Here is a 14,857-nt window from a genome sequence, read left to right as displayed (position 1 = left end):
ATCAGCTCACGGAGGTCGGCATCGGTGAGACGCGGTCGGCGCTGCGGGCGTGGGACGGGGCGAAGCTCGAGATGTCGTCGCTCGTCCGCCCGTCGAGTGCGAGCTCCGCGAGGATGCGTCCGAACGCGGGCGTGAACTTGAAGCCGTGACCGGCGGCGAGGGCGACGATGACGTCCGGGTGCTCCTCGAGCGGGCCGAGGACGAAGTTCCGGTCCGGGGTGAGCGCGTACTGGCAGGTCACCGTGCGGAGCTCGCGGCCCGACGCCGGCACGAGGTCCGCCATGAAGTCGGCCAGCTGCCCGGTGAGCTCCGGCGACGGGACGAAGGTGCGCTCCGCCGGTGACATGCGGTTCTCAGAGACGTCGCGTGCGGCCTTCACGGTCGGTTCCCCGAAGGTCGGGAAGCCGTAGTAGCACTCCTCGTCCTCCCAGATCCACACCGGGAACCGCTCGCGATCGAGCTGCTCGGCATCGGACGGGCGGAAGTAGGTGACCTGCTCCTGCATCACGTCGAGCGGGATCGCCGCGTCGAGCGGCTCGAGCAGCTCGTTCGCCCAGGCGTCGGCGGCGAGGACGACCTTGCCGGCACGCACCGGCCCGCTGGAGGTCTGCACGACGACGCCGGCTCCGTCAGGGGTGAGCGCGTCGACCCGGGTGCGGTCGCGGATGTCCGCCCCGAGCGCCCGAGCACGGAGCTGGAGCGTCGCGACGGTACGGGCCGCGTGGGCGATGCCGGTGTCGGCGGTGTAGACCGTCTCCACGTTCTCGGGGATCCGGAACTGCGGCCAGCGCGCCTGCACCTCGGCCGGCGTCAGCAGCTCGTGCGGCACCCCGCACTCATCCAGGGCCGCGGTGAAGTCGGTGGCCGAGTAGGGTCCGTCGACCGGCAGGAAGATGACGCCACCCGTGATGGTGAGCAACCGTTCGCCCGACTCCTGCTCGAGGTCAGCCCAGTCGCGGTACGCCGACTGCGCGAGTCGCACGTACTGCGGAGCCCCGTACGACGTCCGGACGATCCGCGAGGTGTCGTGCGAGGCGCCGCGGACGTGCCCGAGTTCGAACTGCTCGAAGGCGACGACCTTCGCGCCCCGACGGGCGAGGTGGTAGGCGGCGGCACTGCCCAGAGCTCCCATGCCGACAACCGCGACGTCGAACGATTCCATCCGGTGGTGCTCCTTCGTGCTTGCCCGATCGATTCAGGCAAGTGTGCTGGAGCGCCGGAGACCGGCCTATGGACCGAGCACCCATGTTTCCGCCCCGAGAGTGTGTCGGAACGACGGACGGCGCCGATCAGTGTCTCGCTTGGGTTCAGCCGGCCGGGTGTGCGTCGCGCAGCGATCGTCGGAGGCGCTCGAGTCGCGCGGCGGCCTGCACGCGGAACCGGTACTCGCTGTCGTCCCAATCCCCGACGAGCAGTGAGCGGATGCGGTCGAGGCGCTGCTGCACCGTGTTCGGATGGATGCGGAGGCGTCTCGCCACCGCATGTCGGCTCTCGCCGTCGTCGAAGAAGCCGGCCAGCGTGTCGAACAGCGCGGTGCCACGTCGTTCGTCCCAGTCGAGGATCGGTCCGAGCAGTTCGTCCACGAAGCGGATCACCGCTGTCGGCTCGCCCGAGGTGAGCGCGTGATAGGGCGCGAGACCGTCGGACGGCACGGTGGCGGCTTCGATACCGAGCGGGCGGAGGAGCCGCAGATCGTCCGTCGCGCGTTCGACGGCCGGACCGAGCTCCGCCCATCCGCCGAGGCCGGTGCAGACCACCGCCGTGAGAGCCGATTCGTTCAGTCGGTCGGCCAACAGCCGCCGGAGCCGTTCCGTGTCGGCGACAGGATCCTCGACCGACCAGGCCACGATCACCCGGTGATCACGCCGGGCCACGACGCCATGGTCTCCGACGGCGCTCGCGGCGACGAGCGCCGCGTCGGCGACGTCCCGCTCGAGGACGTCGACAACCGCGCAGGCCTCCGGCGTCATGGCACGCAGCGCCGGTTCGACGTCCGCTGAGCGGTCATCGTCCGTGCCGTCCACGACCGCCAAGAGCCAGCGCGCGCGACGTTCTGCTCGGAGGGCGATCACCGCGTCGCGCTTGAAGGAGACCAACGCGGCGACCTGGGATGCCCGCTCCAGCGTGCGGCGGAGGACGCTGTCGTCGGGACCGGATCCGGCCTCGGCGACGATGGATCCGAGGACGCGATCGGCACCGACGATCGCCACGACGAGCCAACGGCGCACCCCGGCTTCCACCAGCTCGGCGTGCCCGCTCAGTTGGCTCCGACCGACCGCGTCACGGAGCACCGGTCGGCTCGGCAGCTCACCTCCGCCGTCGAGGAGTCTCGCCTGGTCGTCCAGCGCCCAGACCCGCCGTCCGAGCCGTTGCGCGAGGGTCGCGACGAGGTCCACCACCGTGCCGCCCGACATCGCCGCCGACGTGAGCTCCTCGTGGATACCGCTCGCGAGCTCCGTCGCGGCGAGGTGACGTTCGAGTTCGCGGTAGGCCTCCTCCGCGCGCACGACGGCCGCCGCCCGCTCCGCGAGCGCCCGAGCGGTGTGCAGGACGGCTGCAGCGTGGTCGGCGAACGCCGAGAGCAGGAGGATGTCGTCCGGCGTGTAGTCGTACCCGAACCGGTTGCACGCGAAGAGCGCGCCGAGCACCTCGTCGCCGACCGCGAGCGGGACGCCGAGGAACGACACGAGCCCCTCCGCCCGAACAGCGGCGTCGATCCGGTCGTCGTGCCCGACCTCGGTCATCGCCTCGTACCGCGCGACCCACGCTGGTTCGCGCGTCCCGGTGACCAGGCTGGCGAGTCCCACCCCGGCCGGGACGGCCAGATCTCGGAACCCGGGCGTCACCGTGCCGACGGAGTGCCGGACCCGCAGGTCCCCACCGGCGTTCTCGACTTCGGAGAGATAGGTGACGTCGGTGCCCATGAGCTGGTGCGCGCGCTCCACCAGGCGACCGAGGACCTCGTCGACGTCCTGCAGGCGGACGAGCTCCCGCGCGGTCGAGAAGAGCGCCTCGAGCTCGTTCGCCCGGCGCCGCAACCGTGCGCCGCGCAGTTGCGACTCGCGGACGGTCTCGACCACCGCCTCGGCCTCCGCTCCCGCGACACCGGCCCGGGCGAGCAGGTCCCGGACGCCCGCCCCGGGGCGCCCGGGCTCGTCGCGGGATGCCGCGAGGAGGTCGAGGACCAGTGAGGCCTCCGACGTCGCTGCTTCGACACTCGGGCGTGGTTCGTCGGAGCCGATCGCCGGACTCATGCGGACTCCATCAGCGTGGTGGCGGCACATGACCGCCTCGGGCAGGTTGGCCTCAGTCTAGGAGTCGTGCGAGGGGAACACGGGCGGGGTGCGGGCGGCGAAGGCGGCGAGCCCCGCCCGGGCGTCCTCACTGGTGAAGGCCTCTTGTCCGAGAACCGCCTCGCGGTGGAACGCCTCCTCCAGCGGCAGATCCGAGAGTTCGCGGACCGCCTGTTTGACGGTGGCGATGGCGGTGCGACTCTTCGCGAGCAGCTCGTCGGCGACCCCGAGCGCGGTGTCCATGAGCGCTGTCGCCGGGACGACGCGGTTGACGACGCCGTACCGGAGGGCGGTCGGGGCGTCGATGCGCTCACCGCGCAGCATGAGGTCCATCGCGAAAGCGTACGGGATCTGACGGACCAGACGGCTCAGCGTGCCTCCCGCGGGCACGACACCGACGCCCGTCTCCGGGAACGCGAACCCCGCGTGCTCCGCGGCGATCCGGATGTCCGTGGACAACAGGATCTCGAACCCGCCCCCGAGGCAGAGCCCGTTGACCGCGCCGATGACCGGCTTGTCGAGACGGGTGTGCTTCTGATGCGCGTCGTCCCACTCACTGATGTCGAACCGGCCGTCGGCCAGCGCGGGGATCGATTCGCCGAGGTCCGCGCCGACGCAGAACGCCCGGTCCCCCGCACCCGTCAGGATCGCGACCCCGATGCGCGGGTCGTCGCGGACCTCGACGAACGCCTCACCGAGCTGTTCGTACATCGCGAGGGTCAGCGCGTTGCGTTTGTCCGGACGGTCGATCGTGATCACCGCGGTCGCCCCGGACCGGTCCAGTCGGATTCCGCTCATCAGATGGTCCCCGCGGCCCGCAGCTCGTCGATGGTGGCCTCGTCGTAGTCGAGCAGTTCCCGCAGCACTGCCGCAGTGTGGGCCCCCGTCGCCGGCGCCCGGCCGTTCGTCCGCGGCGGGGTCGCGTCGAGTTTGACGGGTGACCCGAAGGTCCGGAGTGCGCCGAACCCGGGGTAGGCGGTCTCGACGACCATCTCCCGCACCGCGATCTGCGGGTCGGCCACCACCTCGCCGATGTCCTTCACCGCGCTCAACGGGACGAGGTCTCCGGCGAGCGCCTCGAGCTCCGCCTTGCTGCGGCCCGCGAACCAGCGCTCGACGAGGGGACGAACCGCATGCTCGTAGACCTGGTCGTCGAAGCGGTCCACCATCGCGTGGAGCCCCGGGTGCGCCTCGTACTCCCCTGGACCGCCGAAGAGCTCGCAGGAGATCCGCCAGAACTTGTCGGTGTAGCCGCCGAAGAAGACGAACCCGTCGCGGCATGGGAACGCCTCGTAGGGCCGCACGAAGGGGTGCGCGTTCCCGAGCGGACCGGGCACCGTGCCCTCGGCCGTGTAGGCGACGACCGCGTTCTCGGTCAGGGTGAGCACCGAGTCCTGTTGCGAGATGTCGACCAGCTGTCCGGTGCCGGTGGTCTCGGCGTGCCGGAGAGCGGCGAGGACGCCGATCGTGCCGTACAGGCTCGCCGCCAGATCACCGATGATCGTCCCGACCCGCGTCGGCGGCCCGCCTGCGGGTCCGTTCATCGACCAGAGACCGCCCGTCGCCTGGGCGCTGTTGTCGTAGGCAGGGCGGCCGCGCGACGGACCGGTCTGCCCATATCCGCTGAGGGCGGCGTACACGAGGCGAGGGTTGATCGTGCGCAGCTGCTCGTAGCCGAGGCCGAGGCGGTCCATCGTGCCCGGGCGGAAGTTCTCGACGAGCACGTCGGCACGCGCCACCAGTCGTTCGAGCAGCGCGGCGCCCGACGGGTGCCGGAGGTTGGCGGTGACGCCGAGCTTGTTGCGGTTGTATTGCGCGAAGAAGCCGCTCAGCGGGTCCTCGCCCACCTGACCGTCGGAGTCACCCTCCCCGGGGAGCAACGGCGGGAAGGTCCGGGTGTAGTCGGGTTCGTCCGGGTGCTCGACCTTGATCACGGTGGCCCCCAGGTCCGCGAGGACCATCGAACAGTACGGACCGGCGACGACCCGGGTCACGTCGACGACGACCACGCCTGCGAGCGAGCCGCGCGCCGTGTCGAAGCCGCCGAGATCGGCGAGGCGGATACGCAGGTCCTCGTCGATCATCGCGTGCCCCCGGTCGTCGAGGTGGTGTGGTCCGGCCGCCTGCGCATGTCGCTCCGCTCTGCACGTCGGAACGGTCCCGATCGTGCGTGGCGATCCTGTCACCGAGGCCGACCGCGGGGACATGTCCGTCGGGACCATATCCGCAGTCCCCTGGACGGTCACGACACATGCTGGACGGGTCAGCGGCCGCGTCGCCCCGAGAACAGTGCGTGGAGGAGCGGCACGGCGGAGACCACCATGAAGACGGTGCCGAGGACGGCGTCGTCGGCTCGGAGGACAGCGCCGGCGACGAGCAGCGCGGCGAACAGCACGGCCGAGACGACCCGGCCCGTCGTGCGGTCGAGCCGCGCGATCCGCTGTTCGAGTCTCGGGTTGGTGGTCGCGACAGCACCCGCTTCCACCCGCGTGATGACCGCGTCGAGACGCTTCGGCAGGCGGACGGCGACCGTGGCGATGTCGAGTGCCTCGCGACCGAGGTCCTGGACGACGTTGCCGCGTTCGTCACGGAGCAGCTGCGCGGCGTAGGGCTCGACGGAGTCCCAGAGGTTGAACTCGGGGTCGAGGGCGCTGCAGACACCGGAGGTGAGCGAGATCGCACGGATGATGAGCAGGAAGTTCTCGGGCAGCTGGAACGGCAGGGTGCGGATGACCTCGCTGAACTGGTTGCCGAAGTCGCGGAACTCCTTCGGGTCGACGTCGCGCAGTTCTGCGAACCCCATGCCGCCGAATCGCCCGAACAGCGCGGTCATGGCGCGTTCGAGCTCGGTCGTGTCGGCCGAGGGCAGGAGGACACCGAGGTCGCGGATCGCGTCGACCAGGCCTTTGCCGTCACGGGAGGCTGCGGCGATGAGGAGCTTCCGGAGGCCGCGTCTCGTGGTCGGCGGGACCTCGCCCATCATCCCGAAGTCGATGAACGTCAGCTTCCAGGGTCGCTCCCCCGGGGCGGCGTCGACGGGCGTCACGAAGATGTTGCCGGGATGCGGGTCGGCGTGGAAGAAGCCGTTGGTGAAGAGCTGGTCGAACATGACGGCTGCGAACACGGGTGCCACGTCGACCGGGTCGATGCCGGCGGCGCGCAGGGCGTCCGCGTCGGTGATCTTGATGGCGGTGACGTCTTCGAGCGTCAGGACGCGCTGGGTCGTTCGCTCCCACACCACCGCGGGGACGGAGACGCGGTCGTCCCCGGCGAAATCGACGGCGAACCGCTCGGAACTCGCGGCCTCATGGAGGTAGTCGATCTCTTCGAGGCTCGTCGCGGCGAACTCCTCGACGAGTGCGGGCATGTCGACGCGGTCGGAGACGAGCCGGACACGGCGCAGCCAGCCGCCCACCTTGCGGAGGGCGGCGAGGTCGACTGCGACGATCTCATCGATGCCCGGCCGCTGGACCTTGAGCACGACGGCGTCGAGCCCGGTGTCGGCAGCGAGCGCCGGCGCGAGCGTGGCGCGGTGCGCTTGTCCGAGCGAGGCTGCTGCCACGGGACGTTCATCGATGCCGGCGAAGACCTGCGAGAGCGGCACGCGGAGTTCCGACTCGGCGAGCGCGCGGATGCGAGGGAAGGCGACGGGCGGGACCTCGTCCTGCAGGCCTTCGAGTTCCTTCGTGATCTCCGGCGGGAGCACGTCGAGGCGCGACGACATGAACTGGCCCACCTTGATCATGAGACCGCCGAGGTCGACGGCGAGCCCGTGGAAGCGTCGTGCGAACGTCTGCATGCGGCGCGTGCGGGTCCGCTCAGTCAGTTTGATGAGTCCGAACCGCGGCATGACGATCTCGAACCACCAGGCGGCGGCCAGGTGCCAGCTCGCGAAGCGGAGGATGCGACGGTACCGGGCACGCCCGTGAGCGGGCGGACCGGCTGGAACGCCGGCCCGCCCGCTCAAGGGGAGCTCGCCGAAACGGGACGCCGTGTCGCTGGGCGTCCCGCCGGTCGACGACACTCGGTCAGTCCTGGGCGAGGATCGCGTAGAGGCGCTTGCGAGCGTCGTCGAGGATGGCGACGGCCTGCTGGACCTGCTCGGGCGTTCCGGTGCGGCCGACCTGGGCTGCGGCCTGGGCCAGCTCGACACCGGCCTTCGGCAGGGCGGTGAAGCCGGGGTGGTCGGACGAGTCGGCGTTCTGCCACGGAGCGGACGCCCCGGACTCGGCGACCTCGTCGCGACCGGCTTCGGTCAGCGCGTAGGTCTTGCGACCGCCCGACTCCTCGGCCGTGATGATGCCCTCGTCGGAGAGGAGCTGCAGCGTCGGGTAGACCGAGCCTGCGCTGGGCTTCCAGGAGCCGCCGCTGCGCTCTTCGATCTCGCGGATGATCTGGTAGCCGTGCATCGGCTGCTCGGCCAGGAGGGCCAGCACGGCGGAGCGGACGTCGCCGCGGCCGACACGGGAGCCGGCGCTCTTCTCGAACTTCGAACGCAGCTGTTCCATCATCTGCCACATGCCGTCGGTCCCGAAGCCGGCTCCGCTGCCGAAGCCTCCGCCGTTACCGAACCCTGCGCCACCGAATCCTGTGCCACCGCTTGGGAATCCACCCATGATTGCTCTCCTCCGTCGTACGTGAACGATGCTCAACGATATATCGGTGAAGCTGTGAACGATATGTGTAATCGGAAGATCGTGATGGCGTAACGTCGCCCTCATGAGCCCCTGGACCGCAGCAGACATCCCCGACCAGCACGGCCGCGTCGCGATCGTGACCGGTGCGAACAGCGGGATCGGCGCGGTGACGGCCCGTGAGCTCGCCGCCAGCGGCGCCGCCGTCATCCTCGCCTGCCGCGACACGGAGAAGGGCGCGCGGGCAGCGGCGACGATGACCGGCGACGTCGAGGTGCGGCAGCTGGATCTCGCCGACCTGGCGTCCGTCCGTCGATTCGCCGACGTGGTCGAGCGGGTCGACGTACTGATCAACAACGCGGGCGTCATGGCGGTCCCCGAACGCCGCACGACCGACGGCTTCGAGATGCAGATCGGCACGAACTTCCTCGGGCCCTTCGCACTCACCGGCCTCCTGATCGACCGCATCACCACGCGGGTCGTGACGCTGTCGAGTGCCGCGCACCGGGCCGGCAAGATCGATCTGGCCGATCTCAACTGGCGCAACCGGACGTATCGACGATGGTCGGCCTACGGCCAGTCGAAGCTCGCCGACCTGATGTTCTCGGCCGAGTTGCAGCGACGCCTCACGGCGGCGGGGTCCTCGGTGCTGTCCGTGGCCGCGCACCCCGGCTTCGCGTCGACCGAGCTCCAGTCGCACACCGAGTCCGCGCAGGGTCCGCTCCTCGCATGGGGAACCCGGCTCCTCGGTCAGAGCGCGGACATGGGTGCACTTCCGACGCTGTATGCGGCGACCTCGCCCGACGTCGAGCCCGGCGGCTACTACGGTCCGAGCGGCTTCGGGGAGATGCGCGGAGCTCCGAAGCCCGTCGGCCGGACCTCGGCGGCCAGCGACGAGCACGTCGCCGCCGAGCTCTGGACGACGGCCGAGGCGCTCACCGGAGTCACCTACCGGTGAGCGCGCCCGGCCGTCCCGGCGTCACGCGGGAAGGCTCTCCTCGATCGCGGCGATGACCTCGGGGGCGTCCGGCTCGGTCGTCGGACGGAAGCGGTGAACGGTCCCGTCGGGCGCGATGAGGAACTTCTCGAAGTTCCACTTGACGTTGCCAGCCTTGCCGTTCGCGTCGGCGGTCTTCACGAGCTCCTGGTAGAGCGGGTGCCGGTTACGGCCGTTGACCTTCACCTTGTCCATCATCGGGAAGGTGACGCCCCAGGTGGCCGAGCAGTACTCGGCGATCTTCTCGTTGTCGCCGAGCTCCTGCAAGAACTGGTTGCTCGGGAACCCGATCACCGTGAAGCCGCGGTCGGCGTACTCCTTCTGGAGTGCCTCGAGCTTCTCGTACTGCGGTGCGAGGCCGCAGCGGCTCGCGACGTTGACCACCAGTTTGGCCTTCCCGTCCCACTCAGCGAGGGTCGTGTCCCGGCCGTCGAGGGTGGTGACGGGGATGGTGTCCAGATCGGTCATGGTGTGATGCCTCTCATCTGTCGAACGACGTCCTGCTCGAGCACCGTTGTGCGCAAGCGGATCCACTCCGAACGCTACTCGCCCGGGGCGCGACCGGCGCCCTTTCGGCAGGGCGTTCCCAGCCGACAGGCGTTGACACCGCCTGCCCGCCGGTGGATCGTGAGTGCAGCAGATCGGAGCAGGACATGGGACGCATCCACATCGACCTCTTCATGACCCTCGACGGCGTCGCGCAGGCACCCGGCGGGCCGGAGGAGGACCACAGCGACGGGTTCGCGTTCGGCGGCTGGCAGGCGCCGCTCATCGACGAGGTCGACGGGGAGCAGATCGACGCCGGCATGGTCGGTATGGACGCCCTCCTGCTCGGGCGCCGGACCTACGACATCTTCGCCGGGTACTGGCCGCACCAGGAGGGTGGCCAGGACGACGGCATCGCGCGGTTGTTCAACCGACTGCCGAAGTACGTCGCGTCACGTGAGCCGCGGGAGCTGGGGTGGGCGAACTCGACGCAACTCGGACCGGACCTCCCGGAGGCCGTTCGCGCTCTGCGCGAGCGTCACTCGCAGATCCACGTCATCGGCAGCCTCGACCTCGTGCAGACCCTGCTGGCCGACGCACTCTTCGATCAGCTGAACCTCTGGGTGTACCCGATCACGCTCGGCACCGGGAAGCGCGTCTTCGCGACCGGCACGGTCCCGTCCACGCTGCGCCTGCTCGGCCCCGCGACCACTTCCCCCGCCGGGACCGTCCACCTTCGCTACGAACGGATCGACGGCATACCGGCCACCGGCGACATGGGCGACCCGCGATGAGCGCGTCGGACGAGGCGTCGGCGCAGCGGCCCGCAGCAGACACCCGCTTCGACACGGTCGTCGTCGGTGCCGGCGTCGCGGGGCTCGTCGCCGCACGGTTGCTCGCGGCCGCCGGACGCGCGGTGGTCGTCGTCGAGGCCCGCGACCGGGTCGGCGGGCGGGTGTCGACCGAACGTCGCGACGGCCGGGTGACCGATCTCGGCGCCTCATGGGTGCACGGTGTCGATGACAGCGCGGTCGCCGCGGCGGCCGAGGCGTTCGGGATGCGGACGGTCGAGTTCACCGTCGGTGGTTACCAGCCGGACAGCCGACCGATCGCGTACTACGGTCCCGACGGCAGGCGCCTGTCGGACGCCGAGGCTCGCGGTTTCGCCGAGGACGTCCATGCCCTCGATGCGACGCTGCTCGGTGTCGTCGCCGAGTCGGCCCCGGACGCGTCGTACCGTGACGTGACCGAGGCGGCACTCGCCCTGCAGGCGTGGGAGACCGAGCGGGCGCAGCGGGTCCGCGAGTACCTGGAGCATCGTTCGGAGGAGCAGTACGGCGCGTGGATCGAGGACCTCGCGGCGCACGGGCTCGACGACGACGCGATCGACGGTGACGAGGTCGTGTTCCCCGACGGGTACGACGTGCTCCCGCGGCGGCTGGCCGAGGGGCTCGACGTGCGTCTCGGGCGCCTCGTGTCGCACGTCCGGTGGTCGGAGGGTGGTGGCGCCGCGGTCACGACCCGAGGGCCCGCCGGCGAGGAGTCCTACCATGCGGACTCCGTCGTGGTGACCGTGCCGGTCGGGGTGCTGCAGTCGGAGGGGTTCGTGATCGAGCCCCCGCTCCCGGAGCCGGTCGCCGGGGCGCTCTCCCGGTTGCGGATGAACGCGTTCGAGAAGGTGTTCCTCCGGTTCGAGCGGCGGTTCTGGGACGACGACGTGTACGCGATCCGCCAGCAGGGGCCGGAGGGTCGCCGGTGGCACTCCTGGTACGACCTGACGACGGCGCACGGCGCCCCGACCCTGCTGACGTTCGCCGCCGGCCCGACGGCCAGGGAGATCCGGGACTGGGACGAGTCGCGCGTCGTGGACTCGATCCTCGATCAGCTCCGACGCCTCTACGGTGATCGCGTCGAGGCGCCGACAGATGTGCACGTCACCAGGTGGCAGGACGATCCGTTCTCCCATGGGTCCTACGCCTACATGACCGTCGGCTCGACGACCGCGGACCACGACGCCCTCGCGACCCCGGTCGGCGACGTCCTCCACCTCGCGGGTGAGGCGACGTGGACCGACGACCCGGCGACCGTCACAGCGGCCCTGCACTCCGGCCACCGGGCCGCCGAGCGCGTCCTCGGTCGGTCGATTCCCATCGAGACCCTCTGGCGCGACGAGAGCGCAGTACCGGTCGTCGACCCGGTCCGATGACGACCACGAGTGCGCTCTCGCGGGCGTCGAAGGAAAGGAAACGTATGCGATTCATGATGTTCGTCCTCACGGACCCCGTGCCCGACGAGCCAGCCGATGACGCGGACGTCGACCACTGGGTCCAGGCGCTCGACACGACGGGGAGGCGTCTCCACGGCGACGTGCTGGACCCGAGCGAGGCGCGCGGCGTCCGTGTGCGCGCCGGTGAGCGACTCGTCACCAACGGCCCGATCCCGGGAGCGACCGACACGCTCTGGGGCTTCGACATCCTCGAGTGCGCGGACCTCGATGAGGCGATCGACGTCGCCGCCCGCCACCCGATGGCCCGCAACGGCCGCCTCGAGCTGCGCCCGTTCCCGGGCGCGTAGGAAGCCGACGGGCTGAGCGGACACCCGGGCACCGACCACGAGTCCCAGGAGCCCGCCGGCGTGACCCATCGACCTCGGGCCGACGAGGGAGGCGGAATCGCCGAGCGTTCGGTCCTTCGATCAGGCGCGGAGCGGCTTCAGGGCGCCTGCCCACGCTTCGAGCTGGTCGAACAGCACCCCGGCGGCTTCGGCGTGCTGGGGCCCGGGCGTGAAGGTGCTGAAGTCCTCGAAGTCGGTGAAAAGCGAGAAACTCAGCTGCTGCCGTACATCCGCGATCTGCAGTTCCGCGCTGATGCCGCGAAGGTGTTCGATCGCGCGGGCACCGCCGAGGCTCCCCCACGCCACGAACGCGGCGGCCTTGTTGTTCCACTCGGCGTACAGGTAGTCGATGGCGTTCTTCAGGACGGCGGACGTGGAGTGGTTGTATTCGGGAGTGACGAAGACGAATCCGTCGTAGGGCGCGATCGTCGCCGCCCAGGCCTTCGTGTGCTCGTTCTCGTACGCCCCGAACGACGGCGGCGTCGGCTCGTCGAGGAGAGGCAGCGGGTGGTCGAGCAGGTCGATGAGCTCGTAGCTCGCGCTCCGACCGGCGGCCTGCTCGACGACCCAGTCGGCGACGGCCTTGCCGTTTCGGCCGGGGCGGGTGCTGCCGAGGATGATGGCGATTCGGAGGTCTGACATGGGTGCTCTCCTTCGATGTGCGTGCCCGTCCCGCGAAGCACGGGACGTGGTGGTGCCTGGCTCGCACTGTAGCCGGGAGGCTGGGCAGGTGTCCCCATCCGGGGTGGGGCTTGCCGAAGGGCTCCGGGCGTGCTGGGATCGGCGAGCCCGGGCGTCAGGCTCAGGAGCCTGCCGGCCGGCCCGGCAGGGTCTGCGCACCGATGACGGCGAGGAGCCGGAGTTTCTCGGCGCTTTCACTCCCGGGCTCAGCGGTGTAGACGAGCAGCCGGTGGGACTGATCGGGGTCCAACAGCGTCTGGCAGTGCAGTTCCAGGTCGCCGACCTCGGGGTGGAGGAACCGCTTGACCTCCGTCGGCCGGAGACCGACCTCCTGCGCGGCCCACAACTCGCGGAAGGTCGCGCTCTGTTCCAGCAGAGCGTTCGCGAGGCGTTCCGCACGCGATCCGGGTCCACGCATCGTGACGACCTCGCGGAGCCCGGCGGCGTACACGCGCGAGAGCAGCAGACGATCGGCAGGCGGGTATGCGGCGCTCGCGGTCGGGTCGGTGAACCAGCGGTAGCCCAGGCTCCGTCCGTCACCGGTGAACCGGGAGGCGTCGCCGTTGAGGGCGACGGCCATCGGCGTCTGTCGCAGCGTCTCACCGAGTTCGTTGATGATCTCCGCCGGAGTGTCCTGCAGGCGGTCGAGAATGCGCAGCAGACCGGGACCGACGTGGTCGCCGTGCACGCCACGAGCGGGAGGCGTGCGGCCGGCCAGCCGGAAGACGTGGTCCCGTTCGTCGAGGGAGAGGTGCAGGCCCTGCGCGATCGCGGCGATCATCTGCTCGGACGGTTGGGGCCCGACGCCGCGCTCGAGCCGGGCGTAGTAGTCGGTCGACATGTTGCAGAGCGCCGCGACCTCCTCGCGGCGGAGGCCGTCCGTCCGTCGCCGCGGACCGCGCGGGAGCCCGACGTCCTCCGGCTGCAGCTGGTGCCGACGGTGGCTGAGGAAGGTCGCCAGGCCGTGCCGATCGATCATGTCGCGTCTCCTCGTCGTGCAGCGGTCCGTGGACCTCCTTTCTATCGTGCGAGAGCGGTGCCAGCCACGGATCGCCGATCAGTGGATGAGCCGGTCCTGGACCGGCCGAAGCCGACCGTCGAGAGTGGTTCCCACACGCCGGACCACGGCGACACCCACGACGAAGGAACGACCATGCCACGAACACCCGCGTTCACCATCCCCGACCTGACCGGGTCGTTCGCCGTCGTCACCGGCGCGAGCGACGGCCTCGGACGGGTCATCGCGACCGAGCTCGCCCGGGCGGGTGCCGAGGTCGTCCTGCCCGTGCGCTCGACCACGAAGGGCGCGCACGTCGCCGACGACATCCGTGCAGCGGTTCCCGGCGCGACGGTGTCGGTCCGCAGTCTGGACCTCGCCTCCCTGGATTCCGTCACAGCGCTCGTCGAGCAGCTCACCGCCGAGGACCGCCCGATCGACCTGCTCATCAACAACGCCGGCGTGATGACACCGCCCGAGCGGCAGGAGACGCGGGACGGCTTCGAGCTGCAGTTCGGCGTCAACCACCTCGGCCACTTCGCGCTGACCCTCGGTCTGCTACCGCTGCTCAAGGCCGGTGGAGCGCGCGTCACGCACCAGACGAGCATCGCCGCCCGGAGCGGATCGATCAACTGGGACGACCTCGACTGGAAGAGCAGCTACGACGGGATGCGGGCCTATCAGCAGTCCAAGATCGCCGTGGCATTGTTCGCCCGCGAACTCGATGCTCGGAGCCGAGCCGGCGGCTGGGGTGTCTCGAGCAACCTGTCGCACCCCGGCGTCTCCCCCACCAACCTGTTGGCCGCCCAGCCGGGCATGGGCCGACAGCGCGACACCGGAGCCCGTCGTGTGGTCCGCCTGCTCTCACGCCTCGGCGTCGCAGGCACGGTGTCGAGTGCCGCTCAGCCCGCGCTCATGGCCGCGACGGCACCCTCTGCGCGAGGCGACGAGTTCTACGGCCCGGTCCGCACGATGGGTGGCCGACCCGCGCTCCTCCCGGCACTCTGGCCGCCGATGCGGAACCTGGACGACGCCCGTCGACTCTGGGACGAATCCGAGCGGCTCATCGGACGGTGACGCGGCGGCTGGGCGCTGGTCGGACGGCCGGCGCTCTGAGCACGCCCGCCGGAACCCGTGGCGGTCACCGCCACCCCGG

At 70.6% G+C, this 14,857-nt stretch carries 14 protein-coding genes; 5 read left to right on the top strand and 9 right to left on the bottom strand.

Annotated elements, in window-relative coordinates:
- Position 1: 1 nt before the first annotated feature.
- The 6 genes from solA to HOW07_RS18710 all read right to left on the bottom strand — a co-directional run bounded on the left by solA (position 2) and on the right by HOW07_RS18710 (position 7,813).
- Positions 2-1,162 carry an N-methyl-L-tryptophan oxidase gene (gene solA / locus HOW07_RS18735; protein ID WP_079002628.1) on the bottom strand — a complete coding sequence of 387 codons (1,161 nt, stop codon included), beginning with the start codon at positions 1,160-1,162 and terminating at the stop codon, positions 2-4.
- Positions 1,163-1,307: 145 nt separating this feature from the next.
- Complete coding sequence (locus HOW07_RS18730; RefSeq protein ID WP_175118270.1) at positions 1,308-3,254, bottom strand: GAF domain-containing protein; 1,947 nt, start codon at positions 3,252-3,254, stop codon at positions 1,308-1,310.
- Between the two features lie 57 nt (positions 3,255-3,311).
- The gene (locus tag HOW07_RS18725) at positions 3,312-4,091 is read right to left on the bottom strand and encodes an enoyl-CoA hydratase/isomerase family protein (protein WP_175118268.1); all 780 of its coding nucleotides are present in this window, start codon (positions 4,089-4,091) and stop codon (positions 3,312-3,314) included.
- Positions 4,091-5,377, bottom strand: a complete 1,287-nt coding sequence (locus HOW07_RS18720) for a CaiB/BaiF CoA-transferase family protein (RefSeq protein ID WP_175118266.1) — start codon at positions 5,375-5,377, stop codon at positions 4,091-4,093. Before HOW07_RS18720 ends, HOW07_RS18725 begins: the two co-directional genes overlap by 1 nt.
- A 179-nt stretch (positions 5,378-5,556) precedes the next feature.
- Positions 5,557-7,260: an AarF/ABC1/UbiB kinase family protein gene (locus HOW07_RS18715; RefSeq protein WP_254628493.1), complete on the bottom strand. Its 1,704-nt coding sequence runs from the start codon at positions 7,258-7,260 to the stop codon at positions 5,557-5,559.
- 61 nt (positions 7,261-7,321) lie between these two features.
- Complete coding sequence (locus HOW07_RS18710; RefSeq protein ID WP_064295500.1) at positions 7,322-7,813, bottom strand: PadR family transcriptional regulator; 492 nt, start codon at positions 7,811-7,813, stop codon at positions 7,322-7,324.
- 199 nt (positions 7,814-8,012) lie between these two features.
- Between HOW07_RS18710 and HOW07_RS18705 the strand changes: the two genes are divergently transcribed.
- The gene (locus tag HOW07_RS18705) at positions 8,013-8,885 is read left to right on the top strand and encodes an oxidoreductase (RefSeq protein ID WP_175118264.1); all 873 of its coding nucleotides are present in this window, start codon (positions 8,013-8,015) and stop codon (positions 8,883-8,885) included.
- A gap of 21 nt (positions 8,886-8,906) precedes the next feature.
- Here HOW07_RS18705 and HOW07_RS18700 read toward each other — a convergent pair whose 3' ends face one another.
- Entirely contained in the window at positions 8,907-9,392 is a 486-nt protein-coding gene (locus HOW07_RS18700; RefSeq protein WP_056005205.1) for a glutathione peroxidase, read from the bottom strand.
- 185 nt (positions 9,393-9,577) lie between these two features.
- On the opposite strand from HOW07_RS18700, the gene HOW07_RS18695 reads away from it, so the two are divergent.
- Genes HOW07_RS18695 through HOW07_RS18685 form a run of 3 tightly spaced genes read left to right on the top strand, consistent with a single transcriptional unit; the run spans position 9,578 to position 11,984 of the window.
- A complete protein-coding gene (locus tag HOW07_RS18695) occupies positions 9,578-10,204 on the top strand; it encodes a dihydrofolate reductase family protein (RefSeq protein ID WP_175118262.1) in 627 nt (208 codons plus the stop codon).
- The gene (locus tag HOW07_RS18690; protein WP_175118260.1) at positions 10,201-11,616 is read left to right on the top strand and encodes an NAD(P)/FAD-dependent oxidoreductase; all 1,416 of its coding nucleotides are present in this window, start codon (positions 10,201-10,203) and stop codon (positions 11,614-11,616) included. The genes HOW07_RS18695 and HOW07_RS18690 overlap by 4 nt, the downstream gene beginning before the upstream one ends.
- Positions 11,617-11,660: 44 nt before the next feature.
- The gene (locus tag HOW07_RS18685; RefSeq protein ID WP_175118258.1) at positions 11,661-11,984 is read left to right on the top strand and encodes a YciI family protein; all 324 of its coding nucleotides are present in this window, start codon (positions 11,661-11,663) and stop codon (positions 11,982-11,984) included.
- 120 nt (positions 11,985-12,104) lie between these two features.
- Here HOW07_RS18685 and HOW07_RS18680 read toward each other — a convergent pair whose 3' ends face one another.
- Positions 12,105-12,665, bottom strand: a complete 561-nt coding sequence (locus tag HOW07_RS18680; protein WP_121290461.1) for an NADPH-dependent FMN reductase — start codon at positions 12,663-12,665, stop codon at positions 12,105-12,107.
- A gap of 160 nt (positions 12,666-12,825) precedes the next feature.
- A complete protein-coding gene (locus HOW07_RS18675; protein WP_175118256.1) occupies positions 12,826-13,683 on the bottom strand; it encodes a helix-turn-helix transcriptional regulator in 858 nt (285 codons plus the stop codon).
- Positions 13,684-13,857: 174 nt separating this feature from the next.
- Between HOW07_RS18675 and HOW07_RS18670 the strand changes: the two genes are divergently transcribed.
- Positions 13,858-14,778, top strand: a complete 921-nt coding sequence (locus HOW07_RS18670; protein ID WP_175118254.1) for an SDR family oxidoreductase — start codon at positions 13,858-13,860, stop codon at positions 14,776-14,778.
- Positions 14,779-14,857 lie beyond the last annotated feature (79 nt).

This window comes from Plantibacter sp. MCCC 1A11337, from assembly GCF_013349365.1.
In the GTDB taxonomy this organism is placed as follows: domain Bacteria; phylum Actinomycetota; class Actinomycetes; order Actinomycetales; family Microbacteriaceae; genus Plantibacter; species Plantibacter flavus_A.
This window is presented reverse-complemented; position numbering and strand designations above follow the sequence as displayed.